Origin of the sequence: Marinobacter sp. (assembly GCF_965229985.1) — a bacterium.
Taxonomy (GTDB): Bacteria; Pseudomonadota; Gammaproteobacteria; order Pseudomonadales; family Oleiphilaceae; genus Marinobacter.
This window is the reverse complement of the sequence record NZ_OZ245935.1, coordinates 90611-116228: the sequence shown is the minus strand read 5'-3', so window position 1 is coordinate 116228 and position 25618 is coordinate 90611. Positions and strand designations below refer to the sequence as shown.

The following is a 25618-nucleotide window of genomic DNA, read 5'->3' as shown; positions in this document are numbered from 1 at the left end:
TTCAAACTTTAATTCCGGGGTCCGAAAGCGCGTGCTTTTGACCCCACATTCAAAACAGGAGCAACCATCAGATGAGCTTTGCATTCGGTATCGGTATCGGCACCCAGAACAACCAGGGCGAATGGCTGGAAGTCTTTTACCAGCAGCCGGTCATGACACCCGATAACACCCTGATGGACGTCATCTCCAACGCCCTGGATTACAAGGGTGGCAACCAGGCGATCAGTGCCACTCCCGAGCAACTCAGCCAACTCGCCAACGCCCTGCGCCAGATCGGCCAGACCGACCAGGCGGCACTGGCGGACAAAGCAGCCACGAGCAAACGCCCGGTCGTAGTTACCGTACTCGAAACAGATGACACAGCGTCCAGCACGCCCGAGGTTTACCTCAAGCTTCACCTGATTTCCCATCGCATGGCGAAACCCCACGGTCTGAAGCTGGACGGTATTTTTGGTTTGCTGCCGAACCTGGCCTGGACCAACGAAGGCGCGATCGATCTGAACGAGCTCTCCGACCGCCAGCTCCAGGCCCGCCTGGAAGGCCGCACGCTGGAAGTGAAATCCGTGGATAAATTCCCGCAGATGACCGATTACGTGGTACCGAAAGGTGTTCGTATTGCCGACACCGCGCGGGTTCGTCTTGGCGCCTATGTGGGTGAAGGCACCACGGTCATGCACGAAGGCTTCATCAATTTCAACGCCGGCACCGAAGGCACCAGCATGATTGAAGGCCGTATTTCTGCTGGCGTCATGGTTGGCAAGGGCTCTGACCTGGGCGGCGGCTGTTCCACCATGGGCACCCTGTCCGGTGGTGGCAACATCATCATTGCCGTTGGCGAGAACTGCCTCATCGGTGCCAATGCCGGTATCGGCATCCCCCTGGGCGATCGCTGCAAGGTTGAAGCCGGCTTGTACATCACAGCCGGCACCAAAGTCGCGCTGCTCGATGACAACAATGAACTGGTAGAGGTTATCAAGGCTCGCGACCTGGCTAATCAGACAGACCTGCTGTTCCGTCGTAACAGCCAGACCGGCGCCGTGGAGTGCAAAACCAACAAGACCGCCATCGAGCTGAATGAAGAGCTGCATGCAAACAACTGATTCCCCGACCCTCGAACTCGCGATCGACCTGATCCGCCGGCAGTCCGTTACACCGGACGACGCCGGCTGCCAGGAACTGATGATGTCGCGGCTGGCCCCCCTGGGTTTTACCGGCGAGAACCTGCGGTTTGGCGATACCGATAACCTCTGGGCCCGAAAGGGCTCCGAAGGGCCGGTGCTGGCCTTTGCCGGCCATACCGATGTGGTTCCAACCGGACCTGAGAAAAACTGGGCTCACCCTCCCTTTGACCCTGTGATCAGAGACGGGTACCTCCTCGGCCGAGGCGCTGCAGACATGAAAGGCAGCCTGGCGGCCTTTGTGACCGCCTGCGAACGCTTCGTAGCGAAATACCCTGACCACCGGGGTTCCATTGCCCTGCTGATCACCAGCGACGAAGAGGGGCCAGCCCAGCACGGCACTGTTAAAGTGGTGGAGACGCTCGAAGCCAGGAACGAGAAGATCGACTGGTGCCTGATTGGCGAGCCCTCCAGCACCCATGAAGTGGGCGATGTGATCAAGAACGGCCGTAGGGGCTCCCTACATGGTTACCTGACGGTGCACGGAGTTCAGGGCCATGTTGCCTATCCGCATCTGGCCGAGAACCCGGTTCACTCCGTGGCTCCTGCACTGGACGCGCTGGCAAAGGAATTCTGGGATAGCGGCAACGACTTCTTCCCGCCGACCACTTTCCAGATCACCAAAATGGAAGCGGGCACCGGCAGTAACATTATCCCCGGCGAATGCCTGGTGCACTTCAACTTCCGCTACTGCACGGAGAACACGGCAGAAAGTCTGGAGGAACGGGTAGTAGCCATCCTGGACCGCCACAACCTGAAGTACGACCTGCAGTGGCATCTGAGCGGACGCCCCTTCCTGACCGACAAGGGCGCCCTCGTGTCCGCCAGCCAGGAGGCAATACGCACGGTAACGGGCCGGGAAACTGAGCTTTCAACCTCTGGAGGTACTTCGGATGGCCGGTTCATTGCGCCAACCGGCGCACAGGTAGTCGAGCTTGGCCCTATCAACGCTACCATTCACAAAGTGGATGAATGTGTGAAAGCCGAGGATCTCAACACCCTGTCGGACATCTACGAACAGATTCTGATCGAACTTCTGGCATAGAGGTCGAAAACGGAATCCCCAAAAAAAAGGGTCAGATGAACCTTCATCTGACCCTTTTTCATTGCGCCATCGTCAGTAATGAGGAGGAGGTGTTTCGTCCTGCTCCGACTTGATATTGGACGGGGAAACATCCTTGAGCTGTTTGTGCAGCAAACGTTTGGCCTCCCACAATTCCCGAATGTCCATTTCCTGCTTGGCCACCTGCTCGCTCAAGGTATTGATAACGTCGTCCTGAAAAGCCAGCCGGGTTTCCAGCTCGTCCAGTCGGGTTTCCAGATCGTTCTGGCTCATTAGGTATTGGCACTCCCTGGGTGGATCTATAAAGAATGTGATTGATGACACTGCTTACCCCGTTGCTTGGTCAGCGCTCGGGATAATCTGGTATCATGCCGCTTTTGCCCGCCTGCGCTCCCGTTTTCCGGGGAACTGGCGGTTTTCACCGGCCGGATATGCGATTTTACCCGATATCCGGTTTTTATCGTTAGCGTTACAAGAATGGAGAAATTTCAGTCAATGCGTAATCCATCCAAAGCGATCCTTTTTGCTCTCCTGATCGCCATCCCCGCGCCTTTGGTGCTTGCCCTGTTGCTGTCGTTTACACCAGAGCCACTTCGCCTGATCGCTGCAGGCCAACTTGTAGAGGCACTGGGTAGCACTCGTGGTATCGCCGCGTACATCATCACGCTGATCGTTTTCGGCGTTGCGGGCTTCCTGGCCATTGCGTTATCCGTCAAGAAACCGGCCGAAAAGCAAAGCACTTCCCGGCCGAGCAACCGTGCCCCCAGCCAGAGCTATAACGACGACGATGATGATGGCTATGACGAAAGCAGCCCTGAGGGAGATGAGGAAGGCACCGTCAAATGGTTCAACGTCAAGAAAGGCTTTGGCTTTATTGTGCGCGACAGTGGCGACGAGGTTTTTGTGCACTTTCGCGCGATCCGCGGCCGCGGTCGTCGGGTTCTGCGCCAGGGTCAACTGGTTCGTTTTAATGTTGTTGAGGCAGACAAAGGTCTTCAGGCCGACAACGTGTCCATCCTGAGCGAGTAATCAGCCACTGAAAACAAAGAGGCAGCCCTTGGGCTGCCTCTTTCAGTTCCAGACGACCTGTTGCTCGCCCCGGTGGTCCAGGCGCCACCATTTTTCATCCTCTACCGGCTCGCCCTCTTTCCAGTCTCCCGGACTGCAGCGAATCTCGGTATCCATGGCGCGCCAGGCGCTGCGCGCGCAATCCAGATCACTGTTCCAGGGCACCCTGGTGCCTTCAATAACCAATGAGGTAAAACGCTTTCCGAAAGCTCCGGGATAAAGCGATATCCGCAGCCTTTCGCTCTTGTAGCGGGCCACGCCCTTGATTACTCTCGTTACCTCACCGTCCTCCAGTTCCAGTTCGTCCAGATGGTTCACTAGCCACCCCGAAACCGCACCTGGCTCCAGATCACGAATGTAAATTTCCAGATCCTGCACCCGCTGAATCTCCGTCCTGCTGATTACAATGAAGCACATAGTGAACCGGCCCGGGCCGCGCTGCAACCCAGCGCTCCAGTTCCTGCCGCAAATCCTCAGCACACAACCGACGCAACGTGCCTGCAGCCTTACGCTCATGCCAGGCCACTTCTGCTGCAACCCGATGGAGCTGGATTTCGCCAAGCGACGCCTCGATATCATCGAGCGGCTCCTTCCGCGCCAGCGCCACCAGGGACTGACGCCTCAAGGTGTCGGCCTGCCCTGCCAGGGCCACCGCCTCGGCCGGCCCTCTTCGCGCAAAGAGATTAAGCCTCGCAGCAGCCCGTTCCAGCCATTGAAGCATTCCTCCTGGCGTGCTCACGCAACGACTTTGGCGAGAGGCGGCAAACCGGATCGCAGAGCGAGAAATCTGGACATTCCATTGCTTCTCGATAGCCGCCTGATGCGCGGTTAAAATGGCCCGGCGCTGAACCACGCTTGAAACCGGCATATCAAAGATGTCCAGGGTTCGGCCAAGACGATGCTGAATTGAGGCGGCTGCACCGCTTTTAATGGGCTCATCAGGACCCAGCAGAAGAATTGGACCAGCCCATTGCAGTACGAGCGCTGACGCCAGCCCATCCGGAAGATCCATCAGCTCAATCAGGTCCGCAGGCGAGATATTGTCCAGTACCAGTACCGGCCAGCGAGGCCCGTCCTCGCTCGGACCGCCCTCCGATGAGAGCTCCGGAAGAACCGGAAGATCACTGGCCATGATCTCCGTTTCCCTCCTGAGATCCAACTCGACGTAATCCTGCTCCAGTGCTGGAAGCAGCGATTGCAGCCAGGCGGTCTTGCCCGCTCCACGCTCGCCACGCACCCAGATCATGGCTGACGGAGACGCCGCCAGACTGATTGCGACATCCTCAGCCAGCTCAACCCATGGGGAATCAGTCACTACCACGGGCGCTCTCTGGAAGTTATCAATCGGCGCCGGATCCCGCTCCTCGGAAGGATCGGGCCAGCGTGGGACCAACTCAAAAACCGCCACATAGGCCTTTTCCTGCAGCCGCTCCGCATGGCGAACCAGCGCCTCCAGCAGTTGCGACCATCCAAGCCATGGCGAATCGCTGGATTCCCGGGCCGCCGCGAACCAATACATCAGTTGGGAAGACAATTGCCCTTCGCCACCCACTTCCGTCACGATCGGTTGTTCGCATTGAATGGTGCGGGTGAGTTCATCCATATCCACGCCGCAGACGCGCAGAAAGCGGGCTATAGCAGGCGCGAAGTCCAGCAGGGCAAGCAGGTAGTCTTCAACGGTAATCACCGAGCCACCGCGGCGTTCAACACTTTCCCGGGCTCGTAATAATGCGGTCTGGCACTGGGGATCCAGGCATCCTTGCCAATCGTCCATCAAACTTCTCCATGTTCTGAATGCATCATCCTGATGCGAAAGCTATGTTGCAGACATTTATTGTATCACGCTCAAGCCCCTTGCGGCGGCCCGCCTGCGGGCTCACCAGGTACCAGTGTTTTCCATGCTGGCCCAGGGTTCCTTCGGTGGCAGCGCCTCGCCTTTCTGCAGAAGCTCAATCGAGATGTTATCCGGCGTGCGAATAAAGGCCATATGGCCATCACGGGGCGGACGATTAATCGTTACCCCATTGGCTTTGAGGTGCTCACAAAGGGCATAAATGTCACCCACCCGGTAGGCCAGATGGCCAAAATTACGCCCGCCGGTATACTCTTCCGGATCCCAGTTGTAAGTGAGCTCAATCATCGGCGCCCGGTCTTCACGGGCACGGGCTTCGTCATCGGGCGCGGCCAGAAACACCAGGGTAAATCGCCCTTTGTCGCTACTCTTGCGACTGATCTCAACCATTCCCAGCAGATCGCAAAAGAAATGCAGTGTCTCATCCAGGTTGCTCACCCGGATCATGGTGTGAAGATATTGCATGAAGCCTCCTTCAGAACTGTATTGATCATCGTGCCTTGCGGACAGTTTACGGTATTCTGGCCATATGGATTCAAAAACAACCCCCTACTCAACTCCAGAGCTGACCACGCCGGCGATCAGGCACCTTGCCTGGCTGTGCCGGGCGCCCCAACTGCTGCAGTCACCACTGACGTTTGAGCCTGGGCGCTACTTTTCTGACGACGTTCCCGAAAAACTCAAGGCCTGGGACCAACATCCCGAAACAGCCCCGGCGCTGCTGACAGAGGCACCCCAGAAAAGGCTGGGGTTCTACTTCGAGCGACTTTACCGGGTATTGCTCGAAGACCTTCTGGGCTGGGATATTCTGATTCAAAACCAGCAAATCCAGTCGAACGGCCGAACCATCGGAGAGATGGATTTCGTGGTGCACAACCGCTCTGAAGATCGAATAGAACACCACGAAATTGCTATCAAATACTACCTGGGGGTTCCGGAGCCTGGGGGAAAAGCTCTGTGGTACGGCCCGAACGCCCGGGACCGGCTGGACCTGAAAACCGATCGCCTGCTGCACCAGCAAAGCCAGCGGACCCAGCTGCCCGAGGCCCAAACATTGCTGGCAGACGCCGGAATCACCGGGCCAGTCACACCGCGCATCTTCATGCCCGGATACCTGTTCCATCCAGCCGCCGCAGACGTTAGCGTCCCCGAGTATGTACCAGCCAACCATCTGCGCGGACGGTGGCGCTATCTTTCCCAGGTAAGTCCGTCAGAGATTTCCGGCTGGGTGGTCCTGAACAAGCCCCACTGGATTGGCCCATGGCATCAGAGCGAGCCGCCCGAACCAGGGGTAATTGCCGCAGCGCTGAACACGATTGAGCACCACAGCGTTCCGCTTCTTTTCGCAAAACTCGAACTGGACACCATCAACGGTTTCTGGCAGGAAACCGCCCGCTTATTTGTAGTGCCGGACAGCTGGCCATAGTTCTCGATCAGGCATCAATAAGATCGGCTGCCCACTGAGGCAAGGCCTCGTGACAGGTACGCCACCGCCCCGCCTCCCAGACCGCAATACGTACGTAGGGTTGATCGAGGCTGGAGTTATCAACGAGGTGCATTTCGTCCGCCAGCCCGATGCATTCGCGAAGGTTGGCAAGGGTCCGTGGAATTCTGGACTCAACCTTGGCCTCGGGCACATGATGGCCGCCGGACTTTACCCGGGACGCCACCCGGGCGTTGTTCAACGCAGCGAATTCCAGGTGGAAATAAAACAGCCGAATGCGAAACCCCGCAGCCTTGGCGACCCCGACAAAATCAACTTTGGAGGGATGGGAAAAGACAGTTTCAAAACAGAAACTCTGGCGTTCTTCAAGCAGTCGGAACCGTTCCCGTTCGGCAATCAGCGCCGCCTCATAACTGTGTTTCTCGGGCGCGTCCGGCCACACACTGCGGGCGATGTTATCGGCATTCACCAGAGGAATCTTCCGGCGGGCCAGGAACCGCTCATAGAATGTGGTCTTGCCGGCACCGTTGCCGCCAATCAGCAGCCAGAGTTCAGGCTGCGTTGTCACGGTCACTCAGTGCTTCAAAACGCCCGTTGCGAAACTGACCGACTTCCCGGGTGCCATCCGGATAAATCGCCTCCAGATAGCCGGGCTTGTCTCCAGACGCCTGATACACCGTACGACCTCTGGCAATCGAACGCCCCAGATCACCGCTTTCCCGGGCCTGATCTACTTCAGCCCAGAGGTCATCACTGGAAACAGACTCAGCCACCACCGGCTCAACCCGCACCTGGCGGATACCTTGGAGAATGGCAATCAGATCTTCCGCACTCACGTCCCCGGCAACAGCACGCCCTATCTCGGCCCAGTACTCAATCTGCTTGGGTGTCGAACGCCGATGAACCGCGCCCTCTGCGGCGGCGTGGCGGACCAGAGTCTCGTCGAGACGGACAGCGGTTGTCATGGTGACCTCCTGAGTAGGGCTAAGTGTTAGCAACAGATTACCACAGGTGTTGCAATATGCAACAAACGAGATTTGGCCTCTCGGTAGGCATTAAATTGGCCAGGCACCAGCAGGCCGCAGCTTCCGATATTCCTCCATCGAGATCTTGCCCAATTGAGGCGTCAGCTTGCAGGTTCGGCTTGCCCACGGGTATGAATTCTGGCGCTGATGCACCTTCGTCCAGCCCTCTCCCTCCTTCCAGGATTCCAGATCCAGATCCCGCCAGTACCTCGGGTTCCTCCCGGTTTTTCTGTCATGCTCAGCGGTTATCGGGTCCAGATGACGGAAAGGTTCCAGGCGTGGCGTGTCGGGCAGAGGCTGGGAGACATCCATATAGCGCTGCAACATATCCCACAATGCCAAGACTTCAGACTTTTCCGACTCGATGGTGCTGAAGCCGGTTTTGTTGAACGTTTTCTGGGTGTAGCGGTGCACCAGCATCAGGCGGTAGAACACCCCGCTTTGCTGAATTACCCGCTCAATGTAGGCGTCAAATTCCACGAACGGGGCTTCAAAGAAGCGACCGCGACCAAGCGCAATGCGGACCTGACCCGTGAGGCGGTTGAATTCGCTGCATCCATCTTCAAGCGTCGCATCCAGCTTTTTGTTGATGTTTTTTTCGAACGGCTTAAGGAGGAATCCGACGCCGGTGCTCATAATCCAGTTTGTGGTTATCGGCGTGACCCAGATCGCGAACCCATACCACCCAATCGTTAGGACAATAGAGCACAATCCAATAACTAATGCCGGGAGCTCCTTCAAGACATCTACTTCGGCAATCATCCAAACCATAACTGCCGGACCAGCCAACCACAGGGAAAGCACCCAGATCAGTGGAATAATCAGCAACAGGAACTTTAGCCCCATCTTCCCGTTCAAAAATCGAATCCGCTGATGATCTGACCACCAATCACTATCTTTGAATTCAGGGTCAGTTTTGTCGTGCTCTTGCAGCGCCTCCACATCTTGAATCGTTCGAAGATAAGGAATGACTGCAGCGTATGTACCGATTGGCTGCAGTTCCTCGCCAATACGCGTGCGTTTGTTTGGGCTCTCGGGCAGCGGCTGAATAGCAACAGTTCTGAAGGCTGTGGCCGCATACTCAGTCTTCATCTGCGCGTTTGTCATGCACTAACCTCGGTAAAATACCAATAGGGTGACTTGGGCTGAGCGTATGCACCCCAAGGACGCCGCTTCAGCAATTGCTCAAAAGAGCCGTCCTTTGATGCCCAGCATAGGACCCTCCTACAACGATGAAAGCCATACCCAAAATCGCCCCTCCCCAGCCCGGGATTGCCAACATGGTCACCAGTAAAAGATACGCCAGAAAAACCAGCCCACCCGCCATCGCTATTGCATACCCAGTCGCGGCATCAAAATCCTTATTAGAGAGGCTGATCCGCATTTCCCGGGGAACGATGATCGGCTCTTTCTGCCCCTCCGGCACGAAACACACTTCGCGGCGTTGGCGGTTAAACGGGCGGGCGTTACGTTCTTTAATTTGGAATAAGCCTGCCAGCGAGGAAGGGAGAGTGTGAACAAGCCCAAAGAGCCACCTAACGTCATTTGCCAACCGAACACCGATGTCGCCCCTGCCCAAAAAGTCCAGGTATCCGTCATTCACTTCCCCCACCGCATGGCCATGATCCACCGGCGGCAGGCCGGTTGGCAGGGGTTTGGGGGATAAAAGAGTCAGCCGGCCACTCGGGAAAGGCTCGGAACGCCCCGCGTGTAGAGGCTGTTCGAACTGAGTACTTTTTGAGTTCATGAGAGACCGTCCATCGTCTGGCATTGACTGCAGACTAGGGTTTCCGATCTTCCAAGCTGATCAAGCTCGGCTTGTGACAGCTGAATGACGCCATAAAGCCTGTGCGGTTTGCGTTTACAATGTTTGTCATCATTTCCTCCTTGAAATGGCTTTACTACTTCATCAATTGGTTGATGCCAGCGGCAGACGGTCCTCCTCGGCATACACTTCCGCAAAGACTTCATAGGGCAACCGCCCCGGACGGGCCTTTTGCTTCTCACGAACCTTCTGGCTTAAGCGCTTGAAGGTCTCGCTGGGCTTGGCCCACTCGCTCTCAGATAACGGTTCAGACCACTCCGCCATGGCCCTGGGCAGCGTTTTTCGGGTCATGCGTTTGATCTTCCTGACTTCCCACTCCACCAGTCGGTTGGGCAGGGTCCAAAAGGTCATCAGGTGGTACAGGTACCAGCCGGTCAGGTAGTGCACTCCCCGTTTGCCTTCCCGGTATTCCTCATGAAGACGTTTGCGGGCATTGCGGAAAACATGGACGCCCTCCCAGGGCGGATCATCCGGGCCCTGAAGTTCCAATGGATCCTGGATCTCTTTCAGGGTGTGGACTTCGTATTCCATGTAGGCCCGGATGGCCTCCCAGTTGCTGATGGCCTGGGGCAAACCGTAAGTCTGGAATTCCAGCGTGTATTTCTCGCCGGTTTGTGGGTGGAGGAAGCCTACACCGAAGCCGTACTGGCGCTGTACACCGTACTCGGTCACCCCCTGGGCCTCGGTCACCCAGGCCACCAGTTCCTCCCAGGGTACGAAAATGGGCTCCCGGTGACCATTGGGCACGAAGCACACCTCGCGGCGCTGGCGGTTGAAGCGGGTGGGGATGACCTGGGATTTTTTCTTGAGTTCTATTACGGACGCAACTAGCCACCAAAGCATTAAACCTCCCCCTCCCCAAAAGCCAATCCAGAAGCTGATCTCTATCACTCCCCAAAAAGCATGAATGGCATCGGGCAGACCATTGCCGAGCCAGTAAAGCATTAAAAAGGCAATCGCCGGAAAAACCAAGGCCACCATAACGAATAAGCCAAAAGGGCCGCCAAGAGTCACCTGCCAGCCAAACACCGAAGGCAACCCCACCCCGAAGTCCAGATAGCGTTCGTTCACCTCACCCACTGCGTGCCCGTGGTCCGTGGGCGGCAAACCAGTGGGCAGGGGCAACGGTGACAGGTACGTCACCGTTCCGCTGGGGAACTTGTCACTTCGCCCGGCCCTGGGGGCATTCGCTATATCCGCCTTGGGCGTTTCCTGTGTCATTCGAAGATATCCAGTTCCATAAAGGGATTGCGTACCTGGTACCAGAAGGTCCTGCCTTCGTTATCCTGGGGAGGTTCCTGGACAGGCGTCACCGGCCAGTCACTGTCAGGCGTTACCTTGAGCATGTACACCTCCTGGGTGTAGCGGTCCTCCGAATGGTGGGTGTCCAGCCGGACCATCAGCGCCAGGTCACGGGTTTCGGGATACGGATCGCTCTTGCTGTGGTCCGGGGGCGAGAACGCCAGTTGCAGATGTCCGCCCCCTTCCCGGATGGCCAGGCTCGTCAGGATATCATGGGAACAGCGCACCCAGGTTTCCGGGGTGTCACGGAACCAGCCCGAGCGTTCTGGCCGGATGCGCCAGGCACTGAGCCACACTCGCCGGGGCGCCGGCTGGTCCAGGGGCTCTATCAACCCCGCCGCCGTCAGAGCATGGCAGTTCAGCACCAGTTGGTCCTTACCGTCTTGCTCTTCCGCCGGGACCTTCTCCAGGGACAGGCTGTTGCCGAGCTGGGCGAAGGCCTGCTCGTACTCCTCCAGCGATCCGTTGTGGATCTGGCCGGGTTCCCGCGACCAGGGGGTGGTCTGCAGCCACTGATCCCGCTCGCTCAAATTGTAGCGGTTGTACAGCCAGGTGCCCCCCAGCTCGAACACGGTAAACACCAGCCCGGCAATGTTCAGGCGGACGAACAGGCTGGACAGACGGGTGCCTGCGGTGGCCCAGGCACCTGCCTTGTCGGCGGCTCGCCATACCTCCATCGCAGCTATTCGTGTCTGGTTTAGGCCATATAGATTTGTCGCCGTCAGCCCGCCGCTGCCCACCATGCCAAGGGTCGCCCCCAATTGCGCCTGCGCATTACCGGTCCGTACGGCTTCCAGCCAGTTGCTGGCATGCTTGTAGGTGCCGATGGCGGCGCTGATAGCACCCGCGCCGTATGCAAATATTCCCAACCCAACATGCAAGCGGCCCATCTGGATATGGACCGACTGCACGGCGCTGCGCTGCCAAGAGTTTGCCAGGGTCTGGGCCCTGGAGGACAGAGCGGTGTCCGCCAGGCTTTGGGCGGCCAGGAAACCGGCGCCGGACGTAGCAGACAGACTTTCGATAAGTTTGCCATAGCTCCTGGCGTCTGGTGACTGAGCTTTAACTTCGGAAACAGCGTGAAAAAAGTTCACCAACTGCGCCGCAAACACCATCACACCCAGCCCATCCCCCAGCAGGTTCACCCGTGGCGCAGAGGTCAGGCCCTGGCGGAGGTGCCCCATCAGTGTGCCCATCTGCTGCTGGCCCGCGGCAGGCAGCAGCAGGGAGATACCCGCCCTGCCCGTGGTTGCGGGCTCGAGCCGCAGGCCGGTATTGGTTTCCTCCACCGGGCTGAGGGCGCCGGCCAGACGCCGGCCCAGGGCCCGCTGTTCCTCCCGGGTGGCCTTGAACTCGTTGACGATGCTTTGCGCCCGCTCGGATTTGTGGCCGTGGGTGGCCTTGGCCACGTCGTGGTCGTGGGCCAGGGATTCCAGCCGTTCGTTCAGCGACAGCAGTTGTTCCAGGTTCTGGCGGAAGGTGGCCAGCTCCGGTTCCGAGGCAACGCGGAACTCTACCTCACCGGCTTGGATGACCTTGAGCATCTTGCCCTTAAAAAAATACGGCAGGTCCCGGAACAGGTCGTCCAGGGGCGGTATCCGGTTTGCCTCAATGCCTTGGTAAAGCTGTTCCATAGCCCGGGCGATACCTTTTGACACCGCCGGTGCCAGGGTGTCGCCAATGGCGGCTGCCTTTGCCTGGATTTCCTGGGAGCGTAACTCAAGGTCCGGCAGGTGTCCGGCCTCCGCCTCGGCCAGGCGCCGCGCCCACTCGGCAGCCCTGGTCACCAGGCTGTAGCCGGCCCCTGCGATACCAAAGTAGGTGGTCGATGGCTCTGCATCCGGCGCCTGGGCGGCCTTGGGCAAGGTGTGGAACAAGGGGTGACTGTACTGGGGGTTCTCCTCCAGCCAGGCCAGTACCTTTTCCGCCGCCTCGTCGGTGCGGCAAAGATCCTTCACGCAGGCATAGTTCAGGTCCAGGGCCGCCTCCAGTTGCTTCTCATCCGCCACGTCGAAATACCAGGCGGCCTGGTGGAAGCGGGAATCACACAACAGGGTGGCCCGGTCATCGGTGATGTCCGCCAGCAACCCTTGCCACCGTGCCAGCTTGGCCCGCTGCGCCGCCATGAAGGCATCCATACGGGGGCGGTCGATCAGTTCATTGATGCCGCGCTGGCCCAGTTTGGCCCCGTTAAGCTGGTAATAGTTCTGCAGGTTGAGCTGATTGATGGTGTCCCGGTGCTGCTCGTAGTTCGCCTGCCCCAGGGCATCAATCATGGCCAATTGTGCCCGGACCAGGGGATTATCCCCGTGGTGCTCGCGCAGGTAGGTTTCGGGGCCCATCGGTTGCGGGCCACGGTAATCCCTGCGCACCTCCAGGTAGTCGTAGATGGACTGGCGTTGTGCTTCGTCGGTACTCTCGTACAGCGACTGGAAAGGTTCGCCTCCCGGTCTTTCGCCAGCCGTCTCCAGAGCGTGATCGTTGATCAGTGTCATGGACTCTATCCATGCACCCAGCATATAGTCCCGCTCGGTGTGCCCCGGCTCGTCACCACCTTCCGCCCAGTCGCCGATCCAGCCCACCACATCATCCTGATGCTGAGCCAGGTCCAGCATCACGCCCACGTCGTCCCTCAGCACCAGGCACAGGCAATTGTCCGGGTCTTCCACGGCCTGCTGCTTGATCAACTTGCCCAATCGGCTCTTGTGGTAATAGGGCTGATTCTCCCATTGGTAGGGCTCGCTTTCCTGGGGGTGGCCGTTTTCGGGGGCATCCGGCGTATAGTCTTCGCCAAATTCAGCCACCCATTGTTTGGCCTGTTCAGGCGTCAGCAGGTGCTCACCGCCGCTGACCGGCGAGGCACTGGCCAGGTCGATTTCCTGCATGAAGTGCGCACGCTCCTCCTGGCTGTCGAGTATCTGAGCTTTCTTGCGTTCGGTGAGGGGCACATCGGCGAAGCAAACGTAGAGGGTGTGCTGCTTCGGGTATTCCAGCTTGCCACCGTTGTGGCCGGTCAGTTCACCATTTTCATGCAGGTACTCGTGGAGCTCCCCGGTATCTGCGTCCAATACATAAAGATAGCCATACCTAAGAAGGCGGTAGCCAAGCGGGCGGGAGGTCAGTGAGTAGGGGTACCCCGGGTCTGTATCGGCGGGCGCAACTTCTACCCTGCCGTACCGAATAGGCAGCAGGTGCACGGTTTTCAGCAGTGGGCATGAAGCGGGTTCATCAATGAGGGTGCCTGATTGTTCCCAGCACAAAAGATCGTTGCTTGCCCGGTCGTCAGTGGGGCGTTGTATCCGTGTCATTGTTCATCCTTGATTCAATGGAGGCGCCGTTTCCGTCACGGCATTGCTATCGGCTTGTGATGGCAAGGTTACGAACAGGAATTGCATAATCTCCCGCAAGTTGTTGCATCCGTTGCCAAGGGCCTCTTCCAGTATTCTGCCGAGTGCCGGGTAGGCATCCCTCAAATCAGGACCACCCAACTGTTTGCGCACCGACTCATGCAGGTTGCTCCATATGTGCAGTGCGCCTTTGCGCCGATTAAAGGCATCGAAAGCGCCCTTCAAGTCCCGCGAGGCCATCATTTTTTCGGGTTGGTCACCTATGTCGCCAGACTGAACAGCCGGGGGCTCGACAAGGTGCCACTGCTCGCTGATACGATCCGGAACAATCAACCGGTCCACGGCCCTGGTGGGGAAACGCGGCAAATTGCCCCCGATCACCGTGGCGGCCAGTGCCGGATGGGCAATCCGCACCAGTTCTTCACAGCCCGGCGCCACTTCTACCTGCAGGTGGGAGCGCATCCAACAGGCACAGCTAGCATGGTCTGTGGCCGAGATCAGCAGGTAACCCTGCTCTTGCCTGGGCCCCTGCTCCAGGAACCCTTCCAGCACCGGGTCTTCTGGCCCACTGAGCCATACAAGCCAGGGGGACAAGTCCGAAACCGCCTCCCAGCGGGTTGCAACGTACAGGCACTCTGCATTAATGGTTTGTCCGCCGGCCCACTGGTAGATTTGCTCACCGAGTTCGGGGATAGCAACACCATCCAGGACAAGCCCAACAGGTTGATGGCCAGGCCAGGGAACATGGGTAAAGGGCGACTCCCGCAACGACCAGGAATCCTGATTCATGAGTTTTGCTCCTCACAAACCGGGCAGGTTGCATTCCCCTTCCTGAGTGCCGCAACTTGGGATTCTACATTGATGGCCGGAGCGTTCTTCCGTTGTTCAACTTCCGCCAGTGCCTCCTGCTCGGGCTCGTGGGGCTGATCACCCTCAATAACCCTTGGCATTTGCGCCATCACCACACTCTGTCCCGAACCGCTCCCCGGCGAACCACCGGAATTGATCTTGATGCCTGGCCCGGATAGCGTCACGCCGCTTGGGTCCAGTTTCAAAAAACTGCCACCCGCCGAAATGGTGATTTCAGCGCCGGCATCCAGCACCACTTTGGTTCCCGCCTTGTGGTGTACTTCAGTGCCCGCTTCGCTAAATGTTCCCTGGGAGGATTTCTGGTGGAATGTGCCGCCTATGTTCTGGCTGCAATCGCCCCCGATGGATTCCCGCTGTTCGCCATCGACTGTGTGATGCTCGTTGCCTTTCACATGACTGAAATCGTGGTTCTCCACGGTGCGATGACTGTCGTTCCGAATCACCTCCGTGCGGTTGTTCTCGGTGAGCAGATCCAGGTCTTTCTGGGCGTGTACGTAGATCTGTTCCTGCTCCGCCTCATCCTCAAACCTCAGTTCGTTGCTGCCCTCGCCCTTGTGGGTTTTCGTTTTCAGGGTGGTGCGGGTTTTGTGCTCGGGCAGCCCATAGGGTGGCGTGTTGGTCACGTGATGGGTTCGGCCGGTGATGATCGGCTGGTCCGGGTCACCGTCGAGGAAGGAGACAATCACTTCGTGGCCGATCCTAGGTAGCGCCATAAAACCATACTGGCCGCCGGCCCAGCCCTGGCTGACTCTCAGCCAGGCGCTGCTGTGTTCGTTATTTTTCGAGTAGCGATCCCACGGGAACCGGACTTTTACCCGCCCATGTTCATCGCAGTGAATCTCCTCGCCTTCCGGGCCGGTGACAATCGCGATTTGTGGGCCGTCCATCAGGGGACGGTGCGGCGTCTGCGGGCACCAGGTCAGATCTGCAGGTATGGCATTGAAGTGGTTGTGATACGTGGTGGGTTCGCTGCCGCCTTCCTCTTCCAGAGCCTGGGGCTGCGTTCCGGTGTGGGTGATAGACGTTAGCAGCCACTCCCGATTGAGATTGTCACTATCGTGTTCAGTCAGTTCCACTTTCGCGCCGGGGCTGAAATCCGGGCGGTTGCTCTCGCCGGATGCGGTGCTGGCGTCATTACGAAGGGATTGCAGTCTGGCTTCGGTAAAAGGCTGGCCACTGGCGTCGGCCTTGAAGCGGCCGGGGTAGTCGTAGTGCTGGTAGTCTTCCCGGTGCTTCAGATCGCCAGAAGCATGCTCATGCATCAGGGCATAGGCGGGATTTCTGAAGGTGTAATCCTTCATTGCCACGGAGGCCACCCGAACCCGTTCTTCATACCGGAACCGATACACCGCCGGGCGCTGGGTGCTGCCGCCTGCTTTGGCGTTGTATGCTGCCGGCTCCAGTTTCGGAGCATCGCCATGATGGTCGGCGATTATAAGCGCCGACTGGGTGTCCCCGTCCACGCTCCCGTGTTCATAGCGATAATGCCAGCCCTCTTCAGCCGCGAGGCGTTCGAGAAAGGCCAGGTCGCTTTCCCGATGCTGAACACAGTATTCCCGTTGCTCCGGGGTGCGCTTCAGATCGAAGACCGAATCGATAATGCCGCGCTCCTCAAGCAGAGTTCGCACAATCGTCTCGGTGCTCTGGGTCTGAAAAATCCGGCTGTTGTGCATGAGTTCCAGACGCCATAGCGGCGGCTGTATCGTCAGCTCGTAGCGCGTCCGTCGGTGCCCGGCATCGCCCCGAACGAATTCGTTGACCACCCCGGTAAACCGCCGAAGAGGCATGCTATCCTGCCAGATAACGAGATCAACCGGTTGCTCCAGAATCTCTGCAGCCCGAATGGATGGATCGGTACTGGCCAGCTCAAGACGACCCTGAAACACCTCGGACAGGCGCTCGGTCAGTTTAAAGCCAACCACTGAGAATAGATCTGAGGGGAGTCCGCCAACACGGGCGGTAAACTGCAATCCACTTGCCTGGGGCATATCTTCATTCCTTGAAGAGCAATCGGTTTTTAAGCTCGTCCTGAGCAGGCCTCCGATTATAGCCATCAAGCCGGAGAATGAAACCCCGGGGCCAGTCTTGTGTCGGCATGATGAGAGGTTGACCGGAAATCCATTCTGCTGCACCCTAATCTGGTTTCATTATGCAACCGGAGAGACAAGTGAGCGAATATAAGAACCGAGCCGTTGTGCTCAAACAGCGCCCCCAGGGCGAGATTCAGCAAGGCGATCTGGTGCTGGAAGAGCGCCCCGTGCGTTCCCCTGGCGAGGGCGAGGTGGTTGCCCAGGTGCTCTGGCTTTCGCTGGATCCTTACATGCGCCCCCGCATGAACGATGCCAAGGGTTATATGGACCCCATCGGCATTGACGAACCCATTGTCGGCGAGAGCGTTGCCCGGGTGGTGGAATCACGTTCAGAGGATCTGAAGGTCGGCGACCTGGTCACCTGCTATTCCGGCTGGCAGGAGTACGTTACCTTTCCGGCCGATGCGCCCATGGTTTACAAGATTCAGCAACGTGACAACGTGCCCCTGCAAGCCTACCTTGGCGTTGCCGGCATGCCCGGGCGCACTGGTTATTGCGGCCTGATGTACGTAGGTAAACCGAAAGCCGGCGAAACCGTGGTTGTCTCGGCTGCTTCCGGACCAGTGGGTACTGTCGTTGGTCAGACCGCAAAGTCAGAGGGGTGTCGAGTGGTCGGCGTTGCCGGTGGGCCTGAAAAGTGCGATTTCGTCGTCAATGAACTGGGCTTCGACGCCTGCGTTGACTACAAGGCCGGCAACCTGGAAGCAGATCTTAAAGCGGCCTGCCCCGACGGCATCGACATCTACTTTGAAAACGTGGGTGGTGCCGTTACGCGCGCCGTTGCGCCATTGTTGAATGAGGGAGCCCGAGTGCCCATCTGCGGTTTTGTCTCTGCCTACAATGCAAAAGATATGGCCAGCGTGGAAACTCCCTTCCACGTGCTCGGGGCGCTTGATCCGGCTCCCGAGCATCGTTTTTTCCTCGTGACAGAATGGCAGGACCAGCATCAGGAAATCACGGACATTCTGGCCTCCCGGGTCGCCTCTGGTGAACTCAAGTACCGGGAGACCGTTGCCGAAGGTCTGGAAAATGCCGTTGATGCCTTCAAGGGCATGCTGAAAGGGCAGAACTTCGGCAAGCAGCTGGTTCATATCGCAGACTGATTTCAGCCCGGGAGACGCGAGGGGCTGTGTGATCAGTCGGAGATTTTCAGGAGCACCTTACCGGTGTTCCTGTTGTCGGCCACATAGGCCATCGCATCTTCCACCTGCTCTATCGGCCATGTGCTGTCAATCAGAGGCTCAATCTGGCCGGCTGCGAGCAGTGGCCAGACGTGCCGGTACAGTGCCTGCATCACTTCGCCCTTGTCCTCGACCGTTCGGGAACGGAGGGTGGAACCGATCAGGCGCTGGCGTTTGATCAGCATGATGCCCAGGTCCACCTCGGCCATCCGGCCGCCCATCAGTCCGATCAGTACGATCCGGCCATCGACATTCAGAACCCGCTGATCCTCAGCAATATATTTGCCTCCGACCGGATCCAGAACCATATCCACGCCGCCCCATGCAGTGACAGCATCAATAAAGGAACCCTCGTTCCGGTTCCAGACGCCACTGGCTCCCAGATTGCGACAAACCTCCAGCTTGGCCTTATCACCAGCGGTGGCAAAGACCGGGTTACCAAAGGCCGTCGCCAGCTGGATAACCGCGGTTCCAAGGCCGCTGGCACCCGCATGCAGCAGCACCCGCTCGCCCGGTTTCAAGGCCGCTTCGTGATAGAGATTCAGCCAGGCCGTGGCGAAAACTTCCGGTATGGCCGCGGCCTTTTCCAGCGTTAACCCTTTGGGAATGGGCAACACCTGCACCGCCGGTACCACCACGCGGGTGGCGTAACCGCCTCCGGTCAGCAGGGCGCAGACTTCATCGCCGGGCTTGAACTGGGTAACATCCGGTCCAACCGAGGCGATCCGACCACTGACTTCCAGCCCCAGAATGTCAGACGCTCCCGGCGGGGGTGGATAGACACCAGCCCGTTGCATCAGGTCGGCACGGTTAATGGCGGTCCAGACCACCTCGATCTCGACGTGATCCGCCGGAGGCTCCCCCGGCCCTTCCCAGGAATCCCAACTGAGGTTGCCCCCGGTTACCTTGATTGCTTTGATCATGTATGACGTCTCGGCCTTGCTCATATGGCCACAGGATACCCTATGTTTTTCGAGCATTGCACAAATGACGTTGTCAGATGATCAGACGGTAACTTCCAGGTTGGACAGCCATACGCTCTGGTAGGGTTTCAGGGTAATCGAGCCGGACAGGTCATCAATGGTCATTCCGGAAATCAGGTCCTGCCAATGATCGGTACCAATCAGATTGATGTCGCTCAGGGCTACCTGCTGCACTTCGTTGCTGATGTTATGAATGCAGAAGATGGACTGATCCCTGCGCATACTCTGGCGCCAGAAACCAAACAGCTGAAGCCCGAGGTGCAGGGTGAACTGGGTGGCGTTAGGATGAAACGCCGGCTGTTTACGCCGAATGGCAATCAGGCGTTTCAGCTCCTGGAACGCCTTGCTGTGATGGCTCAGGGGGTCGGCAAGCTTCTGCTCCAGATCATCCAGTTGCCACTGGCTGCGGTTGATGGACCTCAGCCGACCGGTGTGCTCTACCCGCTCCAGATCGTTCTCAGTGGCCAGCAAACTGTGGATGTAGAACGCCGGAATCCCTTCCAGCGCCAACATCACGGTGTGAGCGCAAACGAAGCGTTGCAGTTGCCAGTGATCCCGGCCGCACTCCGCCGTGCCCTGGAGTGCATCGTACAGGGCAATATTGATTTCGTAAGGCTGGTCGCGGCCATCCGGCGTGCGCCGGTACGATACCTTGCCACCAAAGGAATCCATGGTGTTGATCAGCCGCTGCTTCTCTTCCTCAGTGAGCAGACCATCCGTCGGCCGCATACCGACGCCATCGTGGGACGCAATAAAGTTCAGATAGGTGGTGCCCATCTGCGCCGGCGGCATGCTCATCAGCCAGGTTTTCAGGTGTTTGCAGTCACCGGTAACCAGGGTATTGATCAGCAGGGGCGGCAGGGAGAAGTTATAGATCACATGGGCTTCGTTGGCGTTGCCGAAGTAGGTCAGGTTTTCCCGGTTGGGAACGTTGGTTTCGGTAATCACCACCGCATCCGGGCTGTGGTGCTCAATCAACAGGCGCAGGATCTTGATCAGCTCATGGGTTTGCTGCAGATGGATACAGGGCGTTCCCGGCTCCTTCCAGAGAAAGGCGACGGCATCGAGCCGGAAGATGATAATGCCACGCTCCAAGTAGCGCCGGATGATGGCAACGAATTCGATGAGCACCTTCGGGTTGGCAAAATTCAGATCGACCTGATCCTCACTGAAGGTGCACCAGACATACCGTTCGCCATCATCGGTCTGAACCGGGTTCAGCAGTGGCGAGGTTCGGGGTCGCACGACGGCGCTCAGATCATCTCTCGGATTACCTTCAAAGAAATAGTCCTTGCCCGGGTCGACCCGTTTGCGGAAATTCTCGAACCAGCGGCTGCGGGCTGACATATGGTTGATCACCAGGTCCGCCATCAGCTTGTAATCCCGGGCGATGGCCTCGATATCCTCCCAGTTTCCGTGGGACTCGTTCACCGCCAGATAGTCCATGACCGAGAAACCGTCGTCGGAGCTGTAGGGAAAAAACGGCAGTATATGCACCGACGAGACAGTATCTGAGAGGCAATCGCCCAGAAAACGATGCAGCGTTTGCAGCGGTTTTTCGTCCGCCCGCTGAACCGTATCGGCATAGGTGATCAGCACCACATCCGATTCGTCCCAGTTATTCTGGTGCGCAGGCGGCGGGGCCTGGTTGGGCTCCAGACCCATAGTGGTCAGCAACTGTTCGGCCAGAAAGTCACAGTCCAGCTCTGGATAGACGACATCCAGCATGGAAACCAGCTTCGCTTTCAGAGCCTGGGTCATGGCCGGAATTCCTCATTATCCAGTTCCACCGCCTCCAGCAACTGCTCCTTGATGTCGGGAATGGCGCTTGTTACCCGGTTCCAGCTGGGAATAAAAGGGGTGTCCATCGGGTTATCAAGGAAATAGGCGCCGGCCCGCATCACGTTCTGGGCGAAAAGCTCCACGGCCTTCTCCTCCTTGTGCCGATCAAACGTCAGGCCGTTAATAATGGCGTCGTTCTGGTAGGTCTCCACGAAATCCAGGGCAATGCGGAAATACGTGGCCTTGATCGTCCGGAATTTCTCATTGGAGAAAATCTCGCCGTTGGTCGCCAGCTTTCGAAACAGGGCCTTGGCGATATCCATGCTCATTTTGGACAGCCCCTTGCTGGCATCCTCCGGCGAAAGCTCCTGATGCTTGTGATCATAGACATCGGCAATATCCACCTGGCACAGGCGGTTGGTCGCGTAGTTGCGCTTCATCTCCGACAGCACACCGATCTCCAGCCCCCAGTCGCTGGGAATGCGCAGATCATTGATCACATCCGTGCGGAACGAGAACTCCCCGGCCAGGGGGTACCGGTAACTGTCGAGATAATCCAGAAAATCGTTGGGGCCGCAGACTTTCTTCAGCGCGCGGATCAGCGGTGTCACCAGCAGGCGGCTCACCCGTCCGTTCATTTTTCCGTCCGCTACCCGGGCGTAGTAGCCTTTGCAGAACATGTAGTTGAAGCCGGGGTTGGCCACAGGATAGATAAGGCGGGCCACGAGGTCCCGGGAATAAGTAAGGATGTCGCAATCGTGCAGGGCAACGGACTTGCTGACACCGGAGGCCAATACATAGCCAAAGCAATACCAGACGTTTCGGCCCTTGCCCATTTCTGTCGGCGCCAGGTTCTGCTCCCGAAGCTTCAGGTCAATGTTCCTGAGGCGGGGCCCGTCGTTCCAGAGCACCTTGAAGTTCTGAGGCAGGTCCGAGAAATACTCCAGGGCATGGCGGTATTGTTCCTCGTTGGCGCGGTCCAGGCCAATCACCACCTGATCCAGATAAGGCACCTTGCCCAGCTCGTGCACAATATTCTTCAGGGCCGGCCCCTCCAGCTCTGAGTACAGCGACGGCAGCACCAACGACATGGGCCGGGCCTTGCGAAAACTCATCAGCTCCGCTTCCAGGTCCTCCACCGGACGCCGAACAAGGTTATGAAGGGTTGTAATAATGCCATTCTGGTAAAAGTCGCCCATGGCGGCTCTCCTTCTTGATACCCGCACTCGAACGGGTCAGTACCCGTACTCAACCAGGAGATTGAGTACGCACTCATTCCAGCCTTCGGGGCCGGGCTTGAGGGAGCGCATGGCGTGCTTTGCCGAGGGCAACCGCACCTCTTCGCTTTTTACGCCCCGGATCACCACCGGTATATCTGCCGATTCCAGCATCTGCTGATCATTGGGGCTGTCACCCAGGGCAATAGCCAACACTGGCTGATCGCCATACTGCTCCCGGTATTGCTCTTTATATTTGTTTAGCAAGAACCGGGCCCCATCGGCTTTATCGAATATCCCCATGGCATGGAGAAAACGTCCGCCCGCTACCAGGCGGAGACCCTCGGCACTTAGAGCCGCTTCAAACTCCGCCAGCTCCTGTTCTGTGCCCTGCCAGATCAATGGCTCAGTCCCCAGCCGTTCTTTGGCCCGCCCGGACGCCACCGGGTCAAGGCCTGTCTCCGCAGCCAGCTCGGCGGCGGACATGTCCGCAAAGCCCTTGAACCGCGCGCCCTTCTTCCGTTGGGCGCCAAGCACCTCAAGGACCCGATCCCGGGTTGCACCAAAATTCACCACTTCTGCTTCGGCATTGCCCAGGGCGTGGGGCGGAATAACCACGGCTGCACCGTTTTCGACAATGAATGGATCGGTATTTCCAAGCTCTTCCCTCAATGCACGGATTTCAGGCATGGTCTTGCTGGAGTTAAGCACCAGGGGAATATTGGCCGCCGTCAGCCTGGCCAGCGCCGGGCCCGCCGCCTGCCAGCGGTAATCGTCATGATCAAGCAGGGTGCCATCGAGATCAGAAAAGATGATCAAATGGGGTCGGGCCATGGCTGGTCTCCGTCAGGCTTCGCGGAACTGCGGAAGGCCGAGGGAGTGATCCTCGGCCACGTTGATCAGAACATCGGCCCGGCCCGGCATTTCAGCGAGGCAGGCACGGGTAACCCGCTCATAGTGCATAACGAAGCGGCCGACTTCGTCGTCGGTCATAATGCGCAAATCCTGTGCATTACCGTGGGGCTCGCCACTTTTTGGTGCATTGCGAATTTTCTTCGCCAGCTTTTGCTCCTGGAGTCGACGCCATTCAAGAACACACTCCATGGAGGGAGCCTTCAACATGACCAGAAAATCGATTTCATCAAAAAACTGCCGGTACTCCCCTTTCAACTGATCGTTCACATAGCTGCGCCAGATGCCGTCCGGATCCTCATTCTCCTCCAGGCGATTCATCGGCTCAGCGAGCGCACTGTCTTTCTCCGGTCGCGCATCCAGGCACCAGCCCTCCAGAAGAATGACCTCCGCCCTTCCGCCAAAGACAGGCCACTGATCCCGGGGAACCCGGTCGTCCCGGGACTTGTCGAATGCAGGAATCGGGGTGGCATCTTCAGGCGCTGCACTGCGCAAGCGGTTCAAGACCTGCTGCCCGAGCGCAACGTCGTGTGTTCCCGGCACGCCACGGGTTATAAACAACGGGTGCACCCGTTCGGCGAGGTCCTGGCGCTCACCCCTGGTAAGGTAAATGTCATCGAGGGAGAAATTGGCAGTGGAACGGTTGCGGTGCCGGAGCAGAATTTCCCGTAAAAAGAGGGTCAACGTGGACTTGCCCGTGCCCTGGGCTCCGTGAATACCAACCACAATGGGCTGCTTTTCCGTATCATGGAGCGCACAGATTCGGTCTGCCAGCGGCAGAATGGTCTTTTCCACCGTTTCGGCGTAGGAATCGGGCAGGCCCTCCTGTTGAATCAGGGCACTGACGGTTTGTTCGAGCGAGCGATCAGACACGTTGGATTTCCGGTTTAATAGTTTATTGAAGAGAAACGGCAGCAGAATTCATACCAATGGGAGTATAGGCGTTTTATGAGTGGCAACGATTTTCGAGTGGAGCATCGCTACCTTGAGCTCCCGGACAGCTTTTATACCCGGGTTCAGCCCTCGCCTCTGAAAGACGCAAAGATGGTGTGCTTCAACCACAAGCTCGCGGAACAGATGGGCTTTCGCGCCGATTCCGAATCCGACTGGACCGGCGTGGGTGCAGGCTCTGAGCTGCTCGAGGGCATGGACCCGGTGGCCATGAAATACACCGGCCACCAGTTCGGCGCCTACAATCCGGAACTCGGCGACGGCCGCGGCCTGCTGCTTTGGGAAACCGTTGGCCCCGATGGACGACGCTGGGACTGGCACCTCAAAGGCGCAGGGATGACCCCCTACTCCCGTTTTGGGGATGGCCGGGCCGTGCTTCGCTCCACCATTCGCGAATACCTGTGCAGCGAGGCCATGCATGGACTTGGTATCCCTACCACACGGGGACTGTTCATGGTGAGCGCTAAAGACCCGGTGCGCCGGGAGTCCATCGAGACAGCCGCGGCACTGGTAAGAGTGGCCCAGAGCCATATACGCTTCGGACACTTCGAGTTCGCCGCCCACCACGAAGGGCCTGAAACCGTCAGGACGCTGCTCGAACACGTGATCTCGCTGCACTTCCCCCACCTGATCAACCTACCCGATGACGAGCGATACAGCCGTTGGTTCGAGGAAGTTGTCGAACGCACGGCACGAACGATTGCCGACTGGCAGGCGGTGGGCTTCTGCCACGGGGTGATGAACAGCGACAACATGTCGATCATCGGCGACACCTTTGATTATGGCCCCTTCGCATTCCTTGATGATTTCGATGCCGGCTATATAAGCAACCATACCGACCAGGGCGGTCGCTACGCGTACAACCGTCAGCCGCAAGTCGGGTTTGAGAATTGCCGATACCTGGCCACAGCCCTGCTACCGGTAATGGAGGAAGACGACGTGCGCCGGGGGCTTCGCCGCTATGAAGTGGCCTACAACGAGCGCTTCCTCCAGAACATGCGAGACAAGCTTGGCCTCGCCATCGAAGATGAAGCGGACCTGAGCCTGATCATGGATACCTTCAGCATGATGCACGAGCACCATATCGACTACACCGCCTTCTTCCGGGCGCTCTCGAATCTGCACAGCCATGGCCATGGGCCGGTGCGGGATCTGTTTGTAGATCGCAGCGTGGCAGACCAGTGGCTGGAGCGCTATGAGGAGAGACTCCTGAACGAAACCCGCGCTCACGATGAGCGGGAGTACGCCATGCGTCGCGTGAATCCAAAGTATGTGCTGAGGAACTACCTGGCCCAGCAGGTCATCCAGGAAGCGCAGAACGGGGACTACGAACCGATGGAAGAACTGCTGAAGGTGCTTCAGCGGCCCTATGACGAGCAACCGGAGAACGAGGCTTATGCGGCATTGCCGCCGGATTGGGGCAAGCATCTGAATATCAGCTGTTCAAGCTGACGGGTTAAAGCAAACAAAAAAGGGCCGGACGATCTACTCGTACGGCCCTTTTCATTTTTTAAGCACCTACCGGAGA

23 protein-coding genes are annotated in these 25618 nt (G+C 58.2%); 6 read left to right on the top strand and 17 right to left on the bottom strand.

Annotated elements, in window-relative coordinates; genetic code table 11:
- Window positions 1-71 precede the first annotated feature (71 nt).
- Window positions 72-1100 (top strand): 2,3,4,5-tetrahydropyridine-2,6-dicarboxylate N-succinyltransferase, encoded by a 1029-nt coding sequence (gene dapD, locus ACO06L_RS00510; RefSeq protein WP_104323431.1) that lies wholly within the window; start codon window positions 72-74, stop codon window positions 1098-1100.
- Complete coding sequence (gene dapE / locus ACO06L_RS00505; RefSeq protein WP_202347396.1) at window positions 1087-2223, top strand: succinyl-diaminopimelate desuccinylase; 1137 nt, start codon at window positions 1087-1089, stop codon at window positions 2221-2223. The genes dapD and dapE overlap by 14 nt, the downstream gene beginning before the upstream one ends.
- Before the next feature lie 72 nt (window positions 2224-2295).
- On the opposite strand, the gene ACO06L_RS00500 is transcribed toward dapE, so the two are convergent.
- Entirely contained in the window at window positions 2296-2514 is a 219-nt protein-coding gene (locus ACO06L_RS00500) for a SlyX family protein (RefSeq protein WP_008170396.1), read from the bottom strand.
- A gap of 222 nt (window positions 2515-2736) precedes the next feature.
- Here ACO06L_RS00500 and ACO06L_RS00495 point away from each other — a divergent pair, with 222 nt between their 5' ends.
- Window positions 2737-3270 carry a cold-shock protein gene (locus tag ACO06L_RS00495; RefSeq protein ID WP_202347395.1) on the top strand — a complete coding sequence of 178 codons (534 nt, stop codon included), beginning with the start codon at window positions 2737-2739 and terminating at the stop codon, window positions 3268-3270.
- 42 nt (window positions 3271-3312) lie between these two features.
- On the opposite strand, the gene ACO06L_RS00490 is transcribed toward ACO06L_RS00495, so the two are convergent.
- The 3 genes from ACO06L_RS00490 to ACO06L_RS00480 all read right to left on the bottom strand — a co-directional run bounded on the left by ACO06L_RS00490 (window position 3313) and on the right by ACO06L_RS00480 (window position 5626).
- A complete protein-coding gene (locus tag ACO06L_RS00490; RefSeq protein ID WP_202347394.1) occupies window positions 3313-3687 on the bottom strand; it encodes a hypothetical protein in 375 nt (124 codons plus the stop codon).
- Complete coding sequence (locus ACO06L_RS00485; RefSeq protein WP_202347393.1) at window positions 3659-5083, bottom strand: hypothetical protein; 1425 nt, start codon at window positions 5081-5083, stop codon at window positions 3659-3661. Before ACO06L_RS00485 ends, ACO06L_RS00490 begins: the two co-directional genes overlap by 29 nt.
- A 102-nt stretch (window positions 5084-5185) precedes the next feature.
- Complete coding sequence (locus tag ACO06L_RS00480) at window positions 5186-5626, bottom strand: VOC family protein (protein ID WP_202347392.1); 441 nt, start codon at window positions 5624-5626, stop codon at window positions 5186-5188.
- 64 nt (window positions 5627-5690) lie between these two features.
- On the opposite strand from ACO06L_RS00480, the gene ACO06L_RS00475 reads away from it, so the two are divergent.
- Window positions 5691-6587: a DUF1853 family protein gene (locus ACO06L_RS00475; RefSeq protein ID WP_064227405.1), complete on the top strand. Its 897-nt coding sequence runs from the start codon at window positions 5691-5693 to the stop codon at window positions 6585-6587.
- A gap of 7 nt (window positions 6588-6594) precedes the next feature.
- Here ACO06L_RS00475 and ACO06L_RS00470 read toward each other — a convergent pair whose 3' ends face one another.
- From ACO06L_RS00470 to ACO06L_RS00435, 8 genes are all read right to left on the bottom strand, one after another.
- Window positions 6595-7173 carry an AAA family ATPase gene (locus tag ACO06L_RS00470; RefSeq protein WP_064227404.1) on the bottom strand — a complete coding sequence of 193 codons (579 nt, stop codon included), beginning with the start codon at window positions 7171-7173 and terminating at the stop codon, window positions 6595-6597.
- Window positions 7157-7570, bottom strand: a complete 414-nt coding sequence (locus ACO06L_RS00465; RefSeq protein ID WP_064227403.1) for a TA system antitoxin ParD family protein — start codon at window positions 7568-7570, stop codon at window positions 7157-7159. Before ACO06L_RS00465 ends, ACO06L_RS00470 begins: the two co-directional genes overlap by 17 nt.
- Before the next feature lie 90 nt (window positions 7571-7660).
- Window positions 7661-8737 carry a hypothetical protein gene (locus ACO06L_RS00460; protein WP_064227402.1) on the bottom strand — a complete coding sequence of 359 codons (1077 nt, stop codon included), beginning with the start codon at window positions 8735-8737 and terminating at the stop codon, window positions 7661-7663.
- A 67-nt stretch (window positions 8738-8804) separates the two neighbouring features.
- Window positions 8805-9377: a hypothetical protein gene (locus ACO06L_RS00455; RefSeq protein ID WP_064227401.1), complete on the bottom strand. Its 573-nt coding sequence runs from the start codon at window positions 9375-9377 to the stop codon at window positions 8805-8807.
- Window positions 9378-9539: 162 nt separating this feature from the next.
- Window positions 9540-10676, bottom strand: a complete 1137-nt coding sequence (locus tag ACO06L_RS00450; RefSeq protein ID WP_202347391.1) for a hypothetical protein — start codon at window positions 10674-10676, stop codon at window positions 9540-9542.
- The gene (locus ACO06L_RS00445) at window positions 10673-14065 is read right to left on the bottom strand and encodes a toxin VasX (RefSeq protein ID WP_202347390.1); all 3393 of its coding nucleotides are present in this window, start codon (window positions 14063-14065) and stop codon (window positions 10673-10675) included. Before ACO06L_RS00445 ends, ACO06L_RS00450 begins: the two co-directional genes overlap by 4 nt.
- Before the next feature lie 3 nt (window positions 14066-14068).
- Window positions 14069-14893: a DUF4123 domain-containing protein gene (locus tag ACO06L_RS00440; RefSeq protein WP_064227398.1), complete on the bottom strand. Its 825-nt coding sequence runs from the start codon at window positions 14891-14893 to the stop codon at window positions 14069-14071.
- On the bottom strand, window positions 14890-16962 hold the full coding sequence (locus tag ACO06L_RS00435; RefSeq protein ID WP_202347389.1) for a type VI secretion system Vgr family protein: 2073 nt from the start codon (window positions 16960-16962) through the stop codon (window positions 14890-14892). The genes ACO06L_RS00440 and ACO06L_RS00435 overlap by 4 nt, the downstream gene beginning before the upstream one ends.
- Before the next feature lie 179 nt (window positions 16963-17141).
- Here ACO06L_RS00435 and ACO06L_RS00430 point away from each other — a divergent pair, with 179 nt between their 5' ends.
- Window positions 17142-18167 (top strand): NADP-dependent oxidoreductase, encoded by a 1026-nt coding sequence (locus tag ACO06L_RS00430; RefSeq protein WP_202347388.1) that lies wholly within the window; start codon window positions 17142-17144, stop codon window positions 18165-18167.
- 32 nt (window positions 18168-18199) lie between these two features.
- Here ACO06L_RS00430 and ACO06L_RS00425 read toward each other — a convergent pair whose 3' ends face one another.
- The 5 genes from ACO06L_RS00425 to ACO06L_RS00405 form a co-directional block, all read right to left on the bottom strand.
- On the bottom strand, window positions 18200-19168 hold the full coding sequence (locus tag ACO06L_RS00425; protein WP_202347387.1) for an NAD(P)H-quinone oxidoreductase: 969 nt from the start codon (window positions 19166-19168) through the stop codon (window positions 18200-18202).
- Window positions 19169-19249: 81 nt separating this feature from the next.
- Complete coding sequence (locus tag ACO06L_RS00420; protein ID WP_202347386.1) at window positions 19250-20989, bottom strand: sugar phosphorylase; 1740 nt, start codon at window positions 20987-20989, stop codon at window positions 19250-19252.
- Window positions 20986-22209, bottom strand: coding sequence for a glycosyl transferase (locus tag ACO06L_RS00415; protein WP_202347385.1), 1224 nt, complete (start codon window positions 22207-22209; stop codon window positions 20986-20988). The genes ACO06L_RS00420 and ACO06L_RS00415 overlap by 4 nt, the downstream gene beginning before the upstream one ends.
- 36 nt (window positions 22210-22245) lie before the next feature.
- On the bottom strand, window positions 22246-23061 hold the full coding sequence (locus tag ACO06L_RS00410; RefSeq protein ID WP_202347384.1) for an HAD-IIB family hydrolase: 816 nt from the start codon (window positions 23059-23061) through the stop codon (window positions 22246-22248).
- A gap of 12 nt (window positions 23062-23073) precedes the next feature.
- Window positions 23074-24012: a hypothetical protein gene (locus ACO06L_RS00405; RefSeq protein ID WP_202347383.1), complete on the bottom strand. Its 939-nt coding sequence runs from the start codon at window positions 24010-24012 to the stop codon at window positions 23074-23076.
- Between the two features lie 75 nt (window positions 24013-24087).
- Here ACO06L_RS00405 and ACO06L_RS00400 point away from each other — a divergent pair, with 75 nt between their 5' ends.
- A complete protein-coding gene (locus ACO06L_RS00400; RefSeq protein ID WP_202347382.1) occupies window positions 24088-25542 on the top strand; it encodes a protein adenylyltransferase SelO in 1455 nt (484 codons plus the stop codon).
- The last annotated feature ends 76 nt before the right edge of the window (window positions 25543-25618 follow it).

Coding starts and splice junctions, on each gene's coding strand:
- dapD (WP_104323431.1), top strand. CDS start 72: ATGAGCTTTGCATTCGGTATCGGTATCGGCACCCAGAACAACCAGGGC.
- dapE (WP_202347396.1), top strand. CDS start 1,087: ATGCAAACAACTGATTCCCCGACCCTCGAACTCGCGATCGACCTGATC.
- ACO06L_RS00500 (WP_008170396.1), bottom strand. CDS start 2,514: ATGAGCCAGAACGATCTGGAAACCCGACTGGACGAGCTGGAAACCCGG.
- ACO06L_RS00495 (WP_202347395.1), top strand. CDS start 2,737: ATGCGTAATCCATCCAAAGCGATCCTTTTTGCTCTCCTGATCGCCATC.
- ACO06L_RS00485 (WP_202347393.1), bottom strand. CDS start 5,083: ATGGACGATTGGCAAGGATGCCTGGATCCCCAGTGCCAGACCGCATTA.
- ACO06L_RS00480 (WP_202347392.1), bottom strand. CDS start 5,626: ATGCAATATCTTCACACCATGATCCGGGTGAGCAACCTGGATGAGACA.
- ACO06L_RS00475 (WP_064227405.1), top strand. CDS start 5,691: ATGGATTCAAAAACAACCCCCTACTCAACTCCAGAGCTGACCACGCCG.
- ACO06L_RS00465 (WP_064227403.1), bottom strand. CDS start 7,570: ATGACAACCGCTGTCCGTCTCGACGAGACTCTGGTCCGCCACGCCGCC.
- ACO06L_RS00460 (WP_064227402.1), bottom strand. CDS start 8,737: ATGACAAACGCGCAGATGAAGACTGAGTATGCGGCCACAGCCTTCAGA.
- ACO06L_RS00455 (WP_064227401.1), bottom strand. CDS start 9,377: ATGAACTCAAAAAGTACTCAGTTCGAACAGCCTCTACACGCGGGGCGT.
- ACO06L_RS00450 (WP_202347391.1), bottom strand. CDS start 10,676: ATGACACAGGAAACGCCCAAGGCGGATATAGCGAATGCCCCCAGGGCC.
- ACO06L_RS00445 (WP_202347390.1), bottom strand. CDS start 14,065: ATGACACGGATACAACGCCCCACTGACGACCGGGCAAGCAACGATCTT.
- ACO06L_RS00440 (WP_064227398.1), bottom strand. CDS start 14,893: ATGAATCAGGATTCCTGGTCGTTGCGGGAGTCGCCCTTTACCCATGTT.
- ACO06L_RS00435 (WP_202347389.1), bottom strand. CDS start 16,962: ATGCCCCAGGCAAGTGGATTGCAGTTTACCGCCCGTGTTGGCGGACTC.
- ACO06L_RS00425 (WP_202347387.1), bottom strand. CDS start 19,168: ATGATCAAAGCAATCAAGGTAACCGGGGGCAACCTCAGTTGGGATTCC.
- ACO06L_RS00420 (WP_202347386.1), bottom strand. CDS start 20,989: ATGACCCAGGCTCTGAAAGCGAAGCTGGTTTCCATGCTGGATGTCGTC.
- ACO06L_RS00415 (WP_202347385.1), bottom strand. CDS start 22,209: ATGGGCGACTTTTACCAGAATGGCATTATTACAACCCTTCATAACCTT.
- ACO06L_RS00410 (WP_202347384.1), bottom strand. CDS start 23,061: ATGGCCCGACCCCATTTGATCATCTTTTCTGATCTCGATGGCACCCTG.
- ACO06L_RS00400 (WP_202347382.1), top strand. CDS start 24,088: ATGAGTGGCAACGATTTTCGAGTGGAGCATCGCTACCTTGAGCTCCCG.